We start from the raw sequence: 15,665 nt of genomic DNA, 5'->3' as shown, positions 1-15,665 counted from the left end.
GGCTAAAATTGCGCCCTAAGCATTTCACGCAATTCATCAAAATGCTGGAAAGTCCAGCTTGCCTGTGCAGCAAAATGCGTATTATGCTCATTTAGGTACAAACAAGACCGCATACCCGCATTCGCGGCGGTTTGTAAATCAAACAAATAATCGCCTACATAAACCATATTTTCAACCGGCAGCGCAAACTGAGCAGAAAGATGCAATAACCCTTGCGGATCAGGTTTAGCGGCGCAGTCTTCACGCGTTAGCACATGTTGAATTGGAATTTGTAAGCGTGCAATTGTGAGCTGTGTCGCTAAACGCATATTGCGTGTCAAAATAGCCAGCGGTATGCCAGCAGAACTCAGCTCAGTTAAACATTCAAGGGCGCCTGGCATCCAGGTTGCGTTTTGCGCACCGTACATTTCATGTCGACAAATTATTTGTGACACCCGCTGATGCTCATGACTATCGTCAATTAGGGCTAATTGCTCTAGTAACGCTGTGCCACGAGGCCAACCGATATCATCACAAATACGGCCAAAGTCTAACGCAGAGTCTACTAAGGTGCCATCAAGATCAAATACTACCGCTTTTATGCCATCTAACACCTGACAAGTCCTCTCATTAATTAGTGTTTTACGCTACACATTAGTTAAACATGCCATTAAGGGGCGTTCAAATAAAAATATCTACTTGTTTTATATAGCATTTAAAGTTGGCATAGGCTCTGCTTTATGTCAGATAAACTAACATAAGGAAAAATAGCATGAGTGTATTTCGACTTATCTTTAATATACTGTGGTTTGTGCTGGGTGGTTTTGTTATGGGATTATTATGGTGGCTGGCTGGCATACTTTGCTTTGTCAGTATTATTGGTATCCCTTTTGGTCGTAGCTGCTTCGTCATCGGTGAAATGGCATTTTGGCCCTTTGGCCAAGATGCTGTCAACAGACGGTATGTCAATCGTTTCGACGACATCGGCACGGGAACCGTTGGCACACTGGGAAACATTATCTGGTTTTTACTGGTAGGGATCTGGTTGGCATTAGGCCACATTGGCTATGCTATTGCTTGTTTCATTAGTATTATTGGTATTCCTTTCGGTATTCAACATCTGAAACTAGCACTACTTACTCTGGCGCCCATAGGTAAAACAGTAGTGCCACGACATGCCATATAACCAAGAGATATAAAGGGTATAGTGTGTGAGCGAATCAAAATATCAACGTATCTGGCAAACTGCACTGCAAATTCCTGCGGGTAAAGTAGCCAGTTATGGACAAATAGCTGATTTGGCCGGTTTACCCGGCCGCGCTCGACTGGTTGGTAAAGCCTTAGGGTATGCTCCTAAAGAGCTAGAAGTACCTTGGTTTAGAATATTGCGAAGTGACCGGCGTCTGGCTTTTGCACCTGGATCTGAAGCAGCAGAAGAACAACGCCAGCAGCTATTAATTGAAGGCGTTATCTTAAAAAACTACCGGGCTAAGCCGCAGGATGTATGGCAGCCGGATTTAGGTGAACTGCTGTTTAAATTAAACTATTAAACTATTAAACGCGATTTAAACGGCTTTTTGACCGCAGTATGGCTTCCTGTTCAAACTCTTCCATGTACTCAGCTAAATCACCTTTCCATTTTTCATCTGTTTCAGCAAACGCATCTTTAACCAATCCAACTTCCAATTGATCACGCCTTACCAATAGTTCATGTGCTTTGGCATGCATTTCCAGCTCAACCTCAGCCTGAATTTGACTTATCGATCGTAAACGCTGAAGCTTACGATATGAAAAAACAGCCAAGTAATTAATCAATAAAATAACAACGGTAAGGATCACTATCATTGAACAGTACCCATGCGAGTATAGCGGTGTGTTCGTCTCATCTCTGACAACCAGAAAAAAACAATAATAGGCACTAACGTGACATTCAACACTGGAATCGCGTATTTATAGACTTGTTGCAACAGGTCAGTGTGAAATACAAATCGGTCAATAAACCTTGCAGTCTGCAATGTTGCAAATGCAAGGAATAGCATTCCGACTAACTGTGCGACATAACATACGTTTTGGTTAAGTAGCTGATGAAACTTGTATAACAAAAACAGCGCCATCATATCAATTAACGCAAAACCGGCATACCACGAGAATTTAGCGATTAACCCGGGCTGGCTCGAAAATTGATACATTACAGGAGATAACGATGTCATCACGCTATTCGCAACGGTAAGCACAATTACTGTAATTACAAATGACGATACTTTACGCTCAACGAGCACCGCGAGTACTAATATAACGAAATAAGTAATAAGTATTACTTTGTCTAACGTGAATAATATGCTGTCGAACGACGACCAATTCATACGTGCCTCTTTACATTAACTTTTTGCGGGTTCAGTACCTGCACGATTCCCCAACGTAGTGTCGCCAGTCGTATTACCTATGGATTATGAGGTTTTAGGAGGCTCAATACCCGCACCATTACCCAATGTAGTGTTATCAACAGCATTGCCGGTCAATGATGAGGTTTTAGGGGGTTCAATACCCGCACCATTGCCCAACGTAGTGTTATCAACAGCATTGCCGGTCAATGATGAGGTTTTAGGAGGTTCAATACCCGCACCATTGCCCAATGTTGCGGCAGTATCTTTGGCTAATAGCGCTTGGGCCTGTGCGCTAATTTGCACAGAGTCAGCATTGTTTACTGCTACTTTAGGCTCAGATGAACCAGAGCTTTGTTGCTGCGAGCTAGCTACTGCTGCCTTTTCCTGTGCATAAATTTGCAGTTGTGCTGCACTGCTATTACTAATATTGCTGACAGACATAACTTAACCCTTTTGCTGAATTACTGATGCCACTATATTAGGAGAGCATAGTATTAATTTCTAGCAGGGAAACCATGTTAAATTTGACAAAAAAATGATATTTACGCAAAAAACGGTTTAAACGTAAAGAGGAAGCAATTTGAATTACTTAGCGCATACTGCGCTGGCTCAGCCAAATCATTTTTCTTTAGTGGGCAACTTACTAGGCGACTTTTGCAAAGGTACTGCACTCACTACCTTGCCACCACCTATATTAGCAGGATTAAAAAATCATCGTGCCGTCGATGTTTTCACCGACAACCACCCAAGTGTACGTGATGCAAAAAAGGTTTTTTCTCCGTCGCGTCGCCGCTTTGCCGGTATTGCCTTAGATGTGCTTTTTGACCACTTTTTAATATGTCATTGGACGCTTTTTTACGATCAGCCTTTTAACGAATACAAACAGCAGCTTTATACCAATTTGGCCGCAGCGGAGCATCTTATGCCCGCCTCAATGGCATTAACAATGCGCAGTGTTCGTCAGCACGACTGGTTTCTCAGTTACCAGCAACTTACCGGGCTTGGCCACGCACTCGACCGTATTGCGTCAAGTATTCGTTTTAATAATCAGTTTGCCGGTATTATCGAAGAAATTAAGCCGAATTATGCCCTGTTAGAGCAAGTCTTTTTGCAGTTTTATCCGCAACTGCAACAGCATGTCGTCGTAATGGCGCTGGAATAATCGCTAATACACACCTATACGATAGAATTATCATGGCTTTTGTTGCGTTAAAAGCCTGCAATTAGCTAGACTAGCGCACTGTTCGTTTTGATAGCTAAATATACAGGAGCGCAAGCATGGGCGCACAATGGAAAGCCAAACATAAAATGGATGCGGCTAATGCCAAAGGCCGCATTTTTACCAAACTGGCAAAAGAGATTGCCGTCGCCGCACGTAATGGTGCCGACCCAGACATGAACGCCAAATTGCGCTCTGCGATTGAAGCGGCGAAAAAAGCCTCGATGCCCAAAGACACCCTCGAGCGGGCAATTAAAAAAGGCGCAGGCCTTTTAGACGGCCCGGCAAACTATGAAACCGTTGTCTATGAAGGTTTTGCACCACATCAGGTGCCGGTTATCGTTGAATGTTTAACAGACAATAAAAACCGCAGCGCGATGAGCATTCGTCAGCTATTTCGTAAAGGCCAGTTGGCAACATCGGGTGCTGTATCCTGGGACTTTAAACACTTGGGCCAGATTGAAGCTGAGCCAGTAACCGCAGATGCTGACGTTGAACTTGCCGCCATTGAAGCCGGTGCTCAGGATTTTGAAGCGGGCGAAGATAACGAAGTGGTATTTTTAACTGAAGCAACGGATCTGGATTTAGTGGCAAAAGCCCTGCCAGAGTTTGGTTATAACGTGCTAACCGCCAAATTGGTCTATCGCGCCAATAACCCGGTGTCGCTGGGTGATGCTGAGCGAGCTGAAGTTGAAGCCTTTTTAGATGCCATAGATGCTGATGACGACGTGCAAAACGTCTATGTGGGTTTAGGCGAATAAGCCAACATCAACCTAAAAGAAGTAAAAAGGGCACTATAAGTGCCCTTTTCTTTAGCTGCTTGAAACTACTGTTCAGATGGCAGCGGGAAACCGCGATCGCGCATCAGGGCTTCAATTTTAGCATCACGACCACGAAAGGCACGGTAAGCCTCTTCTGGATCCAAGGCGTTACGCACGCTAAACAAATACTCAACCAGTTTTGCTGCGACGTTTTTATCGTAAAATCCACCGGGTGCCTGCGCAAAGGCTTCAGCTGCATCTGACGTCAGCACTTCCGCCCACATATAACCGTAATACGCTGCGGCATAGCCTTCGCCCGAGAAGACATGGCCAAACTGAGGGGTACGATGGCGCATTACCACCTGGCTTGGCATGCCCATAGCCGCTAACGTGTCCCGTTCAAAAGCATCGGGGTCAATACCTTTAGGATCGTCCAGCATATGCAATTTCAGGTCAATAATGGCAGAAGCCAGATACTCGGTAGTTTTAAACCCTTCATTAAAGGTCGCGGCGTTTTTAATTTTAGCGACCAGTTCAGCTGGCATGGCTTCACCGGTTTTATGATGCACCAAAAACTGATTGATCACTTCATCGGTAAGCAACCAACGTTCAAGTAACTGCGACTGGAATTCAGTATAGTCACGCACGCCCCCGTTTAATGTTGGATACGTCACGTTTGACGATAAAGCATGTAGTGCATGACCAAATTCATGGAAGTAGGTTTCTGCATCATCCCACGAAATAAGCACAGCCTCACCAGGCGCACCCTTAATGAAGTTAGAGTTATTGGACGACAACACGTTTTTAACCCCATCATACTTACTATAACCACGATAACTCGTGGCCCAGGCGCCTGAACGTTTGCCAGTGCGGGCAAACGGATCTAAGTACCACAAACCAATGTGTTTACCCGTGGTTTTATCGGTAACTTCCCACACTTTAACGTCTTGATGAAATACCGGCACACTGCCTTCTGCAACCGGGGTAAAGCTAAAATTAAATAAACGCCCGGCAACGTAAAACATGGCTTCACGTAACTTATCCAGCTGCAGGTATTGCTTCACTTCGTCAGAGTTTAAATCGTATTTGGCTTTACGCACTTGCTCGGCATAAAAACGGTAATCCCAGGGCTCAATGCTAATATCGTCACCCTGTTGCTTGGCTAAGGCTTGCATATCAGCCACTTCTTCCTGTACCCGGGCAATAGCCGCTGGCCATACTGACATCATTAAGTCCATGGCACGCTGAGGTGATTTAGCCATACGATCTTGCAAGCGCCAGGTGGCGTAGTTGTCAAAGCCAAGTAAACCCACGCGCTCATCACGCAGCGCCAGAATTTCAGCGATCAGTGCATTGTTATCGTGTTCATCAGCGTTGTCACCACGGCTATAATAGGTATTCCAAACCTGCTTACGCAATTCACGCTCAGTGGAATAGGTTAAAAAGGGATCCATCGACGAACGTGTATTGGTAATCGCATACATGCCGTCTTTATCGCGGCTGGTTGCAGCAGCGGCTGCGGCTTTAACCAATGAATCGGGTAACCCACCCAGCTGCTCAGCACTTAGATACAGGACATAGCCTTCCTCATCCGCCAATACATTGTTAGAAAACTGCGTATAAAGCTGCGCCAAACGCTGGTTTATATCGGCATAACGTTTTTTCTGCTGTTCGTTCAAGGTTGCGCCATTATTAGCAAAGCCCAGATAGACCAACTTAGTTAAACGCTGTTGCTCGCTCGTCAATGACTGCATTTGCTCTGATTGGTAAACTGCAGCAATACGCTTAAACAACGCTTCGTTTTGCGTGATTTTTGACGAAAACTCTGACAATTTTGGCGCCATTTCGCGCTGAATCGCTCTGAACTCTTCTGATGATTGGTTTGCACTCCAGATCCCGTAATAAGTAAACACCCGGTCTAAAGCTTCGCCAACCCCTTCTAACGCAACTATCGTATTCTCGAAGCTCGCCGCTTCTGGATTAGCAGTAATCTTATCAATATCAGCAAGGTGCTGCGCCATGCCTAGTTCTAGGGCGGCGGTTAAATCTGCCAACTTCATTCGGTCAAATGCAGGAACGCCTTGATACGGCCCACTCCAGGGTTGTAATAACGGGTTTTCTTGCTCGCTCTGTGTTTTCTGCTCTGCAGCAACAGTACTCTGTTGTGAGGTAGGGGTAGAATTATCTGTACAGCCCAATAAACTGACGGATACCAGTGCAGTACCCAGCCAAATAGGTATCAATTTCATTCATCACTCCCAATCATTATAAAGTTAGCAACGTTAAATGTTGCAGCTTGCCTTAGCCAGACAAGTACCAGCGTGTAATATATTAAAATGCACATTAACGTTATTAAGTAAAAAAACGCAATAAAATCATAAAAATAGCAATTTATCAGTAATGCACATTGACAACCAAGGTGTACAGCTGCCCCTACTTACAGTTTAAAAACAATACGTTAGAAAAATTTAATTTTAGCCAAACAGTATCTGCCAAAAACTAACTTTGCGTAACTTATGATATTCTTTTCGCAGTGCATCAACTTGTTGTAAATGCTGTTTTGCCTGAGGCAAATCATCTTGCTCGGCTGCATGTTTTGCCGCATTGAGCTCAGTCAGTACTTTTTGTAACCCGGTGTTATATTGTTTGGCTTTATCATCTGCAAACTTCGCCTCGAGGGCTTGCTGTGTTAGTACAATTAATTCATCCAGTATCGGCACTAAGTCAGCACTTTGTTGAATATCTCTTGTCTGCTTATACTGCAACGCCATGTTTTTCATGGTTTGTTCTAAATCTACCGTTGCCATGGCTGAAAACGTCATACCCAACAAACATATTACGATACTAAAAACGCGCATTATTCTAATCACCACATTGTCTTAACTGGCGCCATTGTAACGTAAAAGCGCGCAACAGGCATGCCTGCCCCACCGCGCAATAACCTCTACTGACCCTACAGCCCTTGCCGTTTACGCTCAAAGCTGTTTTGATAAGGCTAAAACCATAAGAGATAAATATTATGCAAAAATACACCGCCCTTTCGCTGGCGATATTAGGTGCTTTTGGCCTTACAGCCTGCAGCACTACGCCAGCAACTTCCGTAGCTGAGCCGGTTAGCAAGGCGCAACAGTTAGCCCAAAAGTACATTATTGTTGATACTCATATTGATGTGCCTTACCGCTTACATAAAGACTGGGAAGACGTTAGCGTTGCGACAAAACGCGGCGAGTTTGATTACCCTCGCGCCATTCAAGGCGGGCTAAATGCGCCATTTATGTCTATTTACATTCCCGCATCCTATGAGCGAACCGGCGGTGGTTACCAGCTGGCAAATCAGCTAATCGATAACATGGAAGCGCTGGTTGGCCGGGCTCCTGGCAAGTTTGCAATGGCACACGACAGCAAGGATGTGTTAGCACAATTTGGCAGCGGCAAAGTATCGTTGGCATTGGGGATGGAAAATGGCACCCCTATTGAGGGCAAACTGGAAAACTTGCAGCACTTTTATCAGCGCGGTATCCGTTACATTACGTTGGCTCACTCCGAGAGCAACCATATTGCCGACTCTAGTTATGACATTCGGCGTAAATGGCGTGGTTTAAGTCCGTTTGGCAAAGAGCTGGTTGTTGCGATGAACAATATTGGCATGATGATCGATATTTCCCACGTATCCGATGAAGCGTTTTACCAAACAGTGGCGTTGAGCAAAGTACCCGTTATTGCATCACACTCATCGCTGCGCAGCTATACGCCGGGTTTTGAACGCAACATGGATGATGACATGATCAAAGCACTGGCGAAAAATGGCGGTGTAGTACAAATTAACTTTGGTTCATCTTTTGTTACGGCCATGGCAAACCAATATGGTGCATTGCGTAAAGCCGCAGCCAAACAAGCCGGTGTAGCGGATGATGACGCTTTTGAACTGGCGTTCAGGCAAAAACATCCCTACCCTTTTGCCACGTTAGACACGGTGCTAGATCATATCGATCATGTGGTTAAGCTGGTTGGTATTGATTACGTGGGCATTGGTTCTGATTACGACGGCGTAGGCGACTCATTACCGGTTGGGTTAAAAGATGTGTCTACCTACCCTAATTTGATTGATGGCTTGCTAAAGCGTGGCTATAGCGAAACCGATATTGAAAAAATTCTGTCTGGTAACTTGTTGCGGGTGTGGCGTGCGGTAGAACAATACGCCGTGGCTCAGTCTTTATAGTGGCTCAGTCTTTTTAATAGTAGCGGCCCCTTTATTTTACTGAGTGTGTTGCTGAGTAGGATGCTGATCAATTAAGCAGAATCGGTTTACCCTACACTAACCGTTGAAGCCCTGGACGGGCGGAAACGAGCCCCCATGGATGGGTTTACGGCGTGTTAGTGTGGGCAAACCGATGACAGCTTAAAGCTAAACTCATTAGCTTCCGTACCGCTTTTTGTCTTAGCTTACTGAATAAGCGCCGCCAATAAACCAATCAGCCCACCAAATACCCCGCCCCACACTACCAACCAGCCTAGATGCTGGCGGATCATTTGCTGAATAATATCCTTAACCAACGCCGGCGTTAGCTCGTTCAACCGCTGCTGAACTATGGTGTCTACCTGAGCACGAATGCCCTCTAATTGCTCTGGCTGGTCTAATTGTGCTAACACCAGCTGGTTAAAGTCATCTGACTGTGACACTTCAACTAACGAAAGCTTCAGTTTAGCAATAAAAGGCTCTTTCAGAGGGGTTAATGCCGCAGTACCACCAAACATACCCAGCATGCCACCGAAAGAAGATTGCTCAACCACCTTTACCAGTGAGTCAAAGGCAGGCGATAAGTCGGTTTGTTCAATAACCGGCGCAAAATTAAAAGCGTGGCTGCGGCTTTGCTGCTTATCAGCCAAAAACCTATCAATGTTGTCGCTACTAAAAAACTGTGTCATTACCAGCTGATAAATACCCGTTTTAAATTCTTCAAATCGGGCTGGAATAACACCTGAACCATACAGCAGGGGGACTTTTTCAAACAGCATGTGTATCGCCAGCGCATTAGTTAACGCACCCGACAAGGCAAATAACCCTACGCTTAATATCACCGGTTGCTGCAAGTACCAACCCAGCAAAGTGACTATCGCAGCCACACCATTGGTAACGACATTTTTATTCATCTTAGCCCTTAAAAACGAAACGTGATTATGCTGCTGATTCTAAACAGCCAGCTCCATTGCGGCAAGCGTAAGCTTCAATCGGTTGGCCATAGCGGTTATGCTAGCACGGTAAGTGTTTAATCTGTGCCAGCTGCCAAATAACAATTTAGTCAGTAACAATTTAGTCAGTAACAGTTTAGTGAAAACAGTTTAGTGAATAACAGCGAAGTCAGTAAAAGTTAAGCGAGTGACCAAATGAAAGTGATTGTAGCTTCAGCAAATCCGGCAAAAATTGCCGCAGTACATAGTGCGTTATCGCTTGTGTGGCCAGATAAACAGATTAATTGCACAGGCGTAAGTACGGTATCTGGCGTTGCCGCGCAACCGATGAATAGTGAAGAAACGTTGCAAGGTGCGTTAAACCGCCTGCATGCCATATCCGACGCACAACAGCATGCACACTACCATGCCGACTACTACGTTGCTATTGAAGCCGGTTTAGATGGCGACTGCAGCTTTGCCTGGGTAGCCATATCAAATAATGATCGCATTAGCAAAACGCGCTCAGCCAGCTTACCCATTCCGCCTGCAGCACTTTATGCAATACAGCAAGGCGAGGAACTTGGTGATGTAATGGACCGCATGTTCAACCAACACAATGTGAAACAACAAGGTGGCGCCATTGCCATGTTAACCAACCATCTGCTAACCCGCTCAGGCGTTTACCAGCAAGCCATTATTCTGGCAATGATCCCGTTTATACAACCACAGCTTTTTAACGTTTAAATACAACGCAAAGAGTTAAAACTGATTTTGTGCCTGGGTTTAAAGCGGGTTAAACACTTAGTTATACCCTAACACGGCACAGTGCGCGACATCGCTATCATGCCTGGCAGACGACTGCTTTTGACTAGCCGAACGCGACCAAGCCAGGCTCAATGCTTTGCGTTCCTTCTCTGTTAAATCATCCGTTTTTTGTTGTTCATAAAAAGTATGTTGTTGCTGACGAGTTTGCTTTGCCGTACTCATAAAAATTCCTGCCTTATTTTTCTATGCGGAGTCAGTGCGCACTATCAGCACCCTGCCCGTGATTACAACGTAAGCATAGACTATTGAATCTGAGCAGCAGCTGAACTGGCAAAGATAATAAGCCGTAAGTATAACGATTTGGCAACGTACGCCAGTATAATGGTAATCATCAGTTAAGTTGGCTTGATAAATAACGTGTAAATAGTTGGCCTGTTATTACCTTATAAATCAGTGGAGCAAGTCTTGGATTCATTAACACAAGTTGTATTGGGCGCCTCGGTAGCGGCGGTATGCGTGCCTCAAGTCGCTAAACGTAAAGCCGCCGTAATAGGTGCAGTATTAGGCACTTTGCCGGATTTAGATGTGCTAATAAATTACGGCGATGCGGTTGCAAACTTCACCTATCATCGCGGTTTTAGTCACTCACTTTTTGTCTTGTTTCCGTTCGCCATTTTGCTGTGGGCCCTGCTAAAAAAAACCTATCAGCCCGTTAAAGATGCGCCAATGCCGTGGTTTTTTGCCATCACACTGGCACTTATTACGCACCCGCTATTAGATGCGCATACGGCTTATGGCACACAATTATTTTGGCCCATGACGTCGCCACCAATATCGTGGAGTACTATTTTCATCATAGACCCACTGTATACCCTGCCTTTATTAATTGGCACACTGCTGATACTTATTAAGCCAGATAAAACCTGGGCAAGTAGAACCTTAATATCAGGCATAGTTATAAGCACCGGCTATTTAGCCTGGACCTGGAGTGCAAAACTTGCCGTTGATAACCATGTACAAGCCTCATTAGAGAACCCCGCAAGCGCTATATTTAGCACGCCAACGGCGTTTAACTCATTATTGTGGCGCGTGGTTGTTTTGCATGACGACCATTACCAGCAAGGATTCTACTCATTGCTGCAGCCAGCAAAACCCATTCAGTTTGAGTCGTTTGATTTAAACAAAGCCTTATTAAATCAAACACAAAACATCGCAGCCGTGCAGCGATTAACCTGGTTTACGCACGGTTTTATTAAAACCACAATCATTGACGATCACGTGGTTATCTCAGATTTAAGAATGGGCACAGAAGGTAATTATGTGTTTAATCATGCCGTTGCTAAAATAGAGCATCCGCATATTAGCGAAATTGAGAGCCTGTTACTGCCCTATAACATTAACCCGGCAGACTTGGCATTTATCTGGGACACACTGACCCAAAAGCATTAAAGCAGCACTGAACAAGGTGTTGTTTGGCGTGTGTCGCTATCGCTTAACACTACAAATACGCGCGATTAAAAGACTCCTTAGACTGTTGCAAATACTGCCGTGCTTTTTGAGCATGGCTTTCCCACAACTGTTTGTCTCCACTTTCAGTAAACGGGTTTTGTGCAATGTTAACCGAGCGTTCGAAGCGGTCGTAGTACGTTAACATGGCAGATGTAATTTGATTAAACTGATCTTTATAGCTTTGTGTTTGCTCTAATTGCTCGGAGGTTTTCAGCACAAAACGCACCAGCTCAGTATTATTGCCATCGTTCAAATAACTATTGGCTTTAAGGCTGATATTGCCGGCAACCTCTTGCATTAACTTTTGCCGCACCACTTCGTCTTTACTTAATGCCCGGCTCACCGTTTCCTGCGAGCGCGCCATGCTGGCATGCTGCAAGGTGTCACGTAGTTGCTTATCTAAACTTCGGCGAAAACCATCAATATTTCGCTGAATAGCCAGCAACTCCACCTCTAATGCTGCTACCTGCTGTAACTCTTTTTCCAGTTCAGCCAAAAAACGCTCGGCATCCTGATAAATTTTAAGGCCGTTTTGCTCGGCAAACTTTCGGTCTGCCCGGCTTAACCCTGCATCGCTGTAACTTGATTTATCAAAACTGGTTGCCAGAAACGACTTAAACGGCTCGGCAAAGGCCGAATATGCCCCACCACTGACGACATTTAATGTCGCGGCTGCTAAATCACCGAATGGCTTTAGCATCGAGTTTAACCGCGCTTGCTGCAGTGGCGTGGTTACCCGTTTTGCATCACTAACAATGCTACGAAAACTGGCGTAGGCCATGGGGTTGGCCATACGGTTTCGCTCAGAGCCGGCCAACACCAGCGCATTACCCGAATACAACGCATTGGCATATTCAAGGTGCTGACGCTGCAGTTCTAACTGCAAGGCATAGTTTACGCCCAGCGTACGAAATGATTCGGCCTGCAGGTCAATATTCTGATCTTGCCGCAATTTGTCCAAAATACCACTGACAATACGCTGCTCGTTCTTTTGTAAAGCAGTGGCAAGTAAAATACGCTCAAGCTGAATGTCATCTATGTCTATCTGGCCGTTTATCGCCTCTATATCTAAGCGTAAAAACCGTTTAGCCGGGTCATCAATAGATACCCGGTGTGCTTTGTATCCTTGCTCACCGCCGCTATGGTCAATTAAGGCAACCGGCTGCCATAACGCATTGATAGAGGGTAAATCTGACACCAGCACCTGAATACGATAAGCCGTAGCGTCAGTTTCTGGTTTAACCCATAACTCCAGCACGCCCATCTCACCTAAGGCCACTTTACTAAACAACACGTTAATGCCCGGCTTACAGCGCAATGCTGTTGCACCAGAGCGCGGCACTGCAAATACCGTTTGGCAATCTCCTAGCTGTTGCCAGTGCTGCTCACTGCTTTGTTCAAAATCTTCATGTAGGACAACAGAAAACGATTGCGCAGCAGCCATAGGCAGCCACACAGCACACAATAACGCAATAAAATTACGCATCGACACTCCGGAGCGGGAACTTAGGTTATACCACCGGCTGGCGGTTGGAGGAAAGCGTGGTTATTTTATCAGCTGGTATAACAAAAAAGCAAAAATCCTGCACTGAAGTTTAGAGATTTTGTTTTACTATACGCCGACATTATTTAATCCCAGATGTGAGTTATTGCAGTGTGGCTAAATGAACTACAAGTTAACGATGCTGCACTGCGCACGTATCGAAAAGCATTACGGCTCTCTAGCCCCAATCATGTGGTTATTGATAATTTATTTGATAACAGCCAACTCGATGCAGTCATTAGCGTTTTGCAGCAACAACATAATTGGACAACGCAAAAGCACAGTTACTCTGCGCTCTATGTTGATAATGCCAAATGGCAAAAAACCCCTCAGACGCAACGCTTTGTAAAGCGGGATCTTTGGCAACGTGCTGCCAGCAAGACAGTTCCCGCTACTTCCACTATCGCCGATGATTTTTTGACTTTTTTGCGTGGCGATGAATTTATGGCGCTATTATCACGTATCTTCAAAGTGCCACTAACCGACATCAATGTGGCCAAGCCTGGCATTAATACCAACTACTTTCGCTTAGCCGCCACCGACTTCGTCAATCAACATGCTGATGACTCGCCAGGCAGAGAGGTTTGTATGCTGCTGTATTTAAATAAACACTGGCACCATGATAACGGTGGTGAATTAGTGTTTAGGGGCACTGCGGACACTCCCGTCACTATCGCACCGTTACACAACCGATGCGTTTTATTTAATCCGGCATCGCCTGGCGCTGAACATTGGGTAAAAGCACTGACAACAAAAAATACACCGCACTACCGCTATAACGTTACCAGTTGGTATTGGTCTGAGTAGTATCGGTTGTTTAAATTTGGTCATTTTAGTTCAGGGTTCTCATCAAATCCTCGATCTCTGCCGCTTTAAAACAAAAACCCCGAGCTTTTGGCTCGGGGTTTTTGTTTTAATCTGGCGGAGAGAGAGGGATTCGAACCCTCGTTAGGGATTAACCTAAACACACTTTCCAGGCGTGCGCCTTCAGCCACTCAGCCATCTCTCCGGAACTTGCGTTGCAAGCGCGGCTATACTAGGGAAATATCGCCTGCGCTGCAACTGTTATATAACGTAGCACTTTGCTTTTGCCTGCTTTTTAAACAGGTAATAGACAAAACCGTTTAAGCGTTGCCTTTTACTTGTGTTTTAAGCGCTGTGGCAAAGTTAAGCATTCTGTTTAACGGAATAAGCGCTTTTTCTCTTACCTGTGCATCAACAAAGATTTCATGCCCGGTGGCGTCAGTTAACGCCGCTTCAATGGCTTTTAAGCCGTTCATTGCCATCCAGGGGCAATGTGCACAGCTTCTACACGTCGCGCCGTTACCGCCGGTTGGGGCTTCAATAAAGGTTTTATTCGGCATTAACTGCTGCATCTTGTAAAAGATGCCTTTGTCTGTGGCGACAATAAATACGTCATTGGGTAAGGTCTGGCTGGCTTTAATAAGCTGGCTGGTTGAGCCTACGGCATCTGCGAGTTGTACTACGCTGTCAGGTGATTCAGGATGAACCAATACGGCAGCATTAGGATACTGCTTTTTCAGCTCGACAAGCGCATTGGCTTTGAATTCGTCGTGTACAATACAGGCCGCATTCCACAGTAGCATGTCGGCACCGGTTTGCTTTTGCACATAAGCGCCTAAGTGCTTGTCCGGGCCCCAAAGGATTTTTTTACCCAGGCTGTCGAGATGGTCAACAACATCCAGTGCAATAGACGAAGTAACCACCCAATCGGCGCGGGCTTTTACTGCGGCTGAAGTGTTGGCATACACTACTACCAAGTGATCCGGGTGTTCATCACAAAACGCCGAGAACGGCTCTGCCGGGCAGCCTAAATCTAATGAACAGGTGGCGTCTAATGTTGGCATTAACACGGTTTTATTCGGTGTAAGAATTTTTGCAGTTTCGCCCATAAACTTAACGCCAGCGACGATTAAGGTTTTGGCTGGGTGCTCATTACCAAAACGTGCCATTTCTAATGAATCTGACACACAGCCGCCGGTTTCTTCGGCTAAAGCCTGAATTTCCGGATCGGTATAGTAGTGCGCTACCAGCACCGCATCTTTTTGTTGTAACAACGCCTTGATACGATCTTTATAGGCTTGTTTATCGTCGCTGCTCAGTGGCACCGGCTTTTGGGGAAAGGCAAAGTCTTGCTCTGTGAAATACAACGCTTGTTCCATAGGGCTCACCCACTGGCTGAAAAAATGGCGGCTAGTATAGCGCTGGAAAGTAATAAAAGACAGTGAATCGGCATGGTGGGTCGTGCTGGATTCGAACCAGCGACCAATTGATTAAAAGTCAACTGCTCTACCAACTGAGCTAACGACCCA

Annotated in this window: 18 protein-coding genes and 2 tRNA genes; 8 read left to right on the top strand and 12 right to left on the bottom strand. The window is 45.4% G+C overall.

Annotation, left to right across the window (positions count from 1 at the left end; genetic code table 11):
• Positions 1–2: 2 nt before the first annotated feature.
• The gene (locus tag ORJ00_RS00465; protein ID WP_306138685.1) at positions 3–593 is read right to left on the bottom strand and encodes an HAD family hydrolase; all 591 of its coding nucleotides are present in this window, start codon (positions 591–593) and stop codon (positions 3–5) included.
• A 158-nt stretch (positions 594–751) separates the two neighbouring features.
• Here ORJ00_RS00465 and ORJ00_RS00460 point away from each other — a divergent pair, with 158 nt between their 5' ends.
• Together ORJ00_RS00460 and ORJ00_RS00455 are read left to right on the top strand one after the other, a co-directional pair.
• The gene (locus tag ORJ00_RS00460) at positions 752–1,165 is read left to right on the top strand and encodes a YccF domain-containing protein (protein WP_306125159.1); all 414 of its coding nucleotides are present in this window, start codon (positions 752–754) and stop codon (positions 1,163–1,165) included.
• Between the two features lie 25 nt (positions 1,166–1,190).
• A complete protein-coding gene (locus tag ORJ00_RS00455; protein ID WP_306138683.1) occupies positions 1,191–1,529 on the top strand; it encodes an MGMT family protein in 339 nt (112 codons plus the stop codon).
• Positions 1,530–1,533: 4 nt separating this feature from the next.
• Here ORJ00_RS00455 and ORJ00_RS00450 read toward each other — a convergent pair whose 3' ends face one another.
• The 3 genes from ORJ00_RS00450 to ORJ00_RS00440 form a co-directional block, all read right to left on the bottom strand.
• Positions 1,534–1,824, bottom strand: coding sequence for a hypothetical protein (locus ORJ00_RS00450; protein WP_305972977.1), 291 nt, complete (start codon positions 1,822–1,824; stop codon positions 1,534–1,536).
• A complete protein-coding gene (locus ORJ00_RS00445) occupies positions 1,821–2,342 on the bottom strand; it encodes a hypothetical protein (protein WP_305972975.1) in 522 nt (173 codons plus the stop codon). The genes ORJ00_RS00450 and ORJ00_RS00445 overlap by 4 nt, the downstream gene beginning before the upstream one ends.
• Positions 2,343–2,426: 84 nt before the next feature.
• Positions 2,427–2,804, bottom strand: a complete 378-nt coding sequence (locus tag ORJ00_RS00440; RefSeq protein ID WP_306125157.1) for a hypothetical protein — start codon at positions 2,802–2,804, stop codon at positions 2,427–2,429.
• A gap of 139 nt (positions 2,805–2,943) precedes the next feature.
• Here ORJ00_RS00440 and ORJ00_RS00435 point away from each other — a divergent pair, with 139 nt between their 5' ends.
• Both ORJ00_RS00435 and ORJ00_RS00430 read left to right on the top strand, forming a co-directional pair.
• On the top strand, positions 2,944–3,525 hold the full coding sequence (locus ORJ00_RS00435; RefSeq protein ID WP_306138682.1) for an acyl carrier protein phosphodiesterase: 582 nt from the start codon (positions 2,944–2,946) through the stop codon (positions 3,523–3,525).
• Between the two features lie 116 nt (positions 3,526–3,641).
• Entirely contained in the window at positions 3,642–4,343 is a 702-nt protein-coding gene (locus ORJ00_RS00430) for a YebC/PmpR family DNA-binding transcriptional regulator (RefSeq protein WP_027671619.1), read from the top strand.
• Between the two features lie 65 nt (positions 4,344–4,408).
• Here the strand turns inward: ORJ00_RS00430 and ORJ00_RS00425 are convergent, their stop codons facing one another.
• Together ORJ00_RS00425 and ORJ00_RS00420 are read right to left on the bottom strand one after the other, a co-directional pair.
• Positions 4,409–6,592: a M3 family metallopeptidase gene (locus tag ORJ00_RS00425; protein ID WP_306138681.1), complete on the bottom strand. Its 2,184-nt coding sequence runs from the start codon at positions 6,590–6,592 to the stop codon at positions 4,409–4,411.
• Between the two features lie 225 nt (positions 6,593–6,817).
• Positions 6,818–7,201 (bottom strand): cytochrome b562, encoded by a 384-nt coding sequence (locus tag ORJ00_RS00420; protein WP_306138680.1) that lies wholly within the window; start codon positions 7,199–7,201, stop codon positions 6,818–6,820.
• Between the two features lie 161 nt (positions 7,202–7,362).
• Here ORJ00_RS00420 and ORJ00_RS00415 point away from each other — a divergent pair, with 161 nt between their 5' ends.
• Positions 7,363–8,562: a dipeptidase gene (locus ORJ00_RS00415; RefSeq protein ID WP_306138679.1), complete on the top strand. Its 1,200-nt coding sequence runs from the start codon at positions 7,363–7,365 to the stop codon at positions 8,560–8,562.
• 224 nt (positions 8,563–8,786) lie between these two features.
• Here the strand turns inward: ORJ00_RS00415 and ORJ00_RS00410 are convergent, their stop codons facing one another.
• A complete protein-coding gene (locus ORJ00_RS00410) occupies positions 8,787–9,494 on the bottom strand; it encodes a DUF445 domain-containing protein (RefSeq protein ID WP_305972963.1) in 708 nt (235 codons plus the stop codon).
• Positions 9,495–9,728: 234 nt separating this feature from the next.
• Between ORJ00_RS00410 and yjjX the strand changes: the two genes are divergently transcribed.
• Positions 9,729–10,259 (top strand): inosine/xanthosine triphosphatase, encoded by a 531-nt coding sequence (yjjX, locus tag ORJ00_RS00405; protein WP_305972961.1) that lies wholly within the window; start codon positions 9,729–9,731, stop codon positions 10,257–10,259.
• Positions 10,260–10,316: 57 nt separating this feature from the next.
• Here the strand turns inward: yjjX and ORJ00_RS00400 are convergent, their stop codons facing one another.
• Positions 10,317–10,502, bottom strand: a complete 186-nt coding sequence (locus ORJ00_RS00400) for a hypothetical protein (RefSeq protein WP_306138678.1) — start codon at positions 10,500–10,502, stop codon at positions 10,317–10,319.
• Between the two features lie 243 nt (positions 10,503–10,745).
• On the opposite strand from ORJ00_RS00400, the gene ORJ00_RS00395 reads away from it, so the two are divergent.
• Positions 10,746–11,729: a metal-dependent hydrolase gene (locus ORJ00_RS00395; RefSeq protein ID WP_305972959.1), complete on the top strand. Its 984-nt coding sequence runs from the start codon at positions 10,746–10,748 to the stop codon at positions 11,727–11,729.
• A 49-nt stretch (positions 11,730–11,778) separates the two neighbouring features.
• Here ORJ00_RS00395 and bdpA read toward each other — a convergent pair whose 3' ends face one another.
• The gene (bdpA, locus tag ORJ00_RS00390; protein WP_306138676.1) at positions 11,779–13,275 is read right to left on the bottom strand and encodes a BAR domain-like protein A BdpA; all 1,497 of its coding nucleotides are present in this window, start codon (positions 13,273–13,275) and stop codon (positions 11,779–11,781) included.
• Positions 13,276–13,443: 168 nt separating this feature from the next.
• On the opposite strand from bdpA, the gene ORJ00_RS00385 reads away from it, so the two are divergent.
• Positions 13,444–14,139 (top strand): 2OG-Fe(II) oxygenase, encoded by a 696-nt coding sequence (locus tag ORJ00_RS00385; protein WP_306138675.1) that lies wholly within the window; start codon positions 13,444–13,446, stop codon positions 14,137–14,139.
• A 112-nt stretch (positions 14,140–14,251) separates the two neighbouring features.
• Here ORJ00_RS00385 and ORJ00_RS00380 read toward each other — a convergent pair.
• The 3 genes from ORJ00_RS00380 to ORJ00_RS00370 all read right to left on the bottom strand — a co-directional run bounded on the left by ORJ00_RS00380 (position 14,252) and on the right by ORJ00_RS00370 (position 15,664).
• Positions 14,252–14,341: transfer RNA gene (locus ORJ00_RS00380), tRNA-Ser, on the bottom strand.
• 115 nt (positions 14,342–14,456) lie between these two features.
• Positions 14,457–15,515, bottom strand: a complete 1,059-nt coding sequence (nadA, locus tag ORJ00_RS00375; protein ID WP_306138674.1) for a quinolinate synthase NadA — start codon at positions 15,513–15,515, stop codon at positions 14,457–14,459.
• A gap of 73 nt (positions 15,516–15,588) precedes the next feature.
• Positions 15,589–15,664 (bottom strand) — tRNA-Lys (locus tag ORJ00_RS00370).
• Between the last annotated feature and the right edge of the window lies 1 nt (position 15,665).

The organism is Rheinheimera baltica (assembly GCF_030731985.1).
In the GTDB taxonomy this organism is placed as follows: domain Bacteria; phylum Pseudomonadota; class Gammaproteobacteria; order Enterobacterales; family Alteromonadaceae; genus Alishewanella; species Alishewanella baltica.
The sequence above is the reverse complement of the archived record's forward strand: the minus strand, read 5'-3'. Positions and strand labels throughout refer to the sequence as shown.

What these genes read in the sequence shown, in the direction of transcription:
- ORJ00_RS00460 (WP_306125159.1), top strand. Translation starts at nt 752, where the DNA reads ATGAGTGTATTTCGACTTATCTTTAATATACTGTGGTTTGTGCTGGGT.
- ORJ00_RS00450 (WP_305972977.1), bottom strand. Translation starts at nt 1,824, where the DNA reads ATGATAGTGATCCTTACCGTTGTTATTTTATTGATTAATTACTTGGCT.
- ORJ00_RS00445 (WP_305972975.1), bottom strand. Translation starts at nt 2,342, where the DNA reads ATGAATTGGTCGTCGTTCGACAGCATATTATTCACGTTAGACAAAGTA.
- ORJ00_RS00440 (WP_306125157.1), bottom strand. Translation starts at nt 2,804, where the DNA reads ATGTCTGTCAGCAATATTAGTAATAGCAGTGCAGCACAACTGCAAATT.
- ORJ00_RS00430 (WP_027671619.1), top strand. Translation starts at nt 3,642, where the DNA reads ATGGGCGCACAATGGAAAGCCAAACATAAAATGGATGCGGCTAATGCC.
- ORJ00_RS00425 (WP_306138681.1), bottom strand. Translation starts at nt 6,592, where the DNA reads ATGAAATTGATACCTATTTGGCTGGGTACTGCACTGGTATCCGTCAGT.
- ORJ00_RS00420 (WP_306138680.1), bottom strand. Translation starts at nt 7,201, where the DNA reads ATGCGCGTTTTTAGTATCGTAATATGTTTGTTGGGTATGACGTTTTCA.
- ORJ00_RS00415 (WP_306138679.1), top strand. Translation starts at nt 7,363, where the DNA reads ATGCAAAAATACACCGCCCTTTCGCTGGCGATATTAGGTGCTTTTGGC.
- ORJ00_RS00410 (WP_305972963.1), bottom strand. Translation starts at nt 9,494, where the DNA reads ATGAATAAAAATGTCGTTACCAATGGTGTGGCTGCGATAGTCACTTTG.
- yjjX (WP_305972961.1), top strand. Translation starts at nt 9,729, where the DNA reads ATGAAAGTGATTGTAGCTTCAGCAAATCCGGCAAAAATTGCCGCAGTA.
- ORJ00_RS00400 (WP_306138678.1), bottom strand. Translation starts at nt 10,502, where the DNA reads ATGAGTACGGCAAAGCAAACTCGTCAGCAACAACATACTTTTTATGAA.
- bdpA (WP_306138676.1), bottom strand. Translation starts at nt 13,275, where the DNA reads ATGCGTAATTTTATTGCGTTATTGTGTGCTGTGTGGCTGCCTATGGCT.
- nadA (WP_306138674.1), bottom strand. Translation starts at nt 15,515, where the DNA reads ATGGAACAAGCGTTGTATTTCACAGAGCAAGACTTTGCCTTTCCCCAA.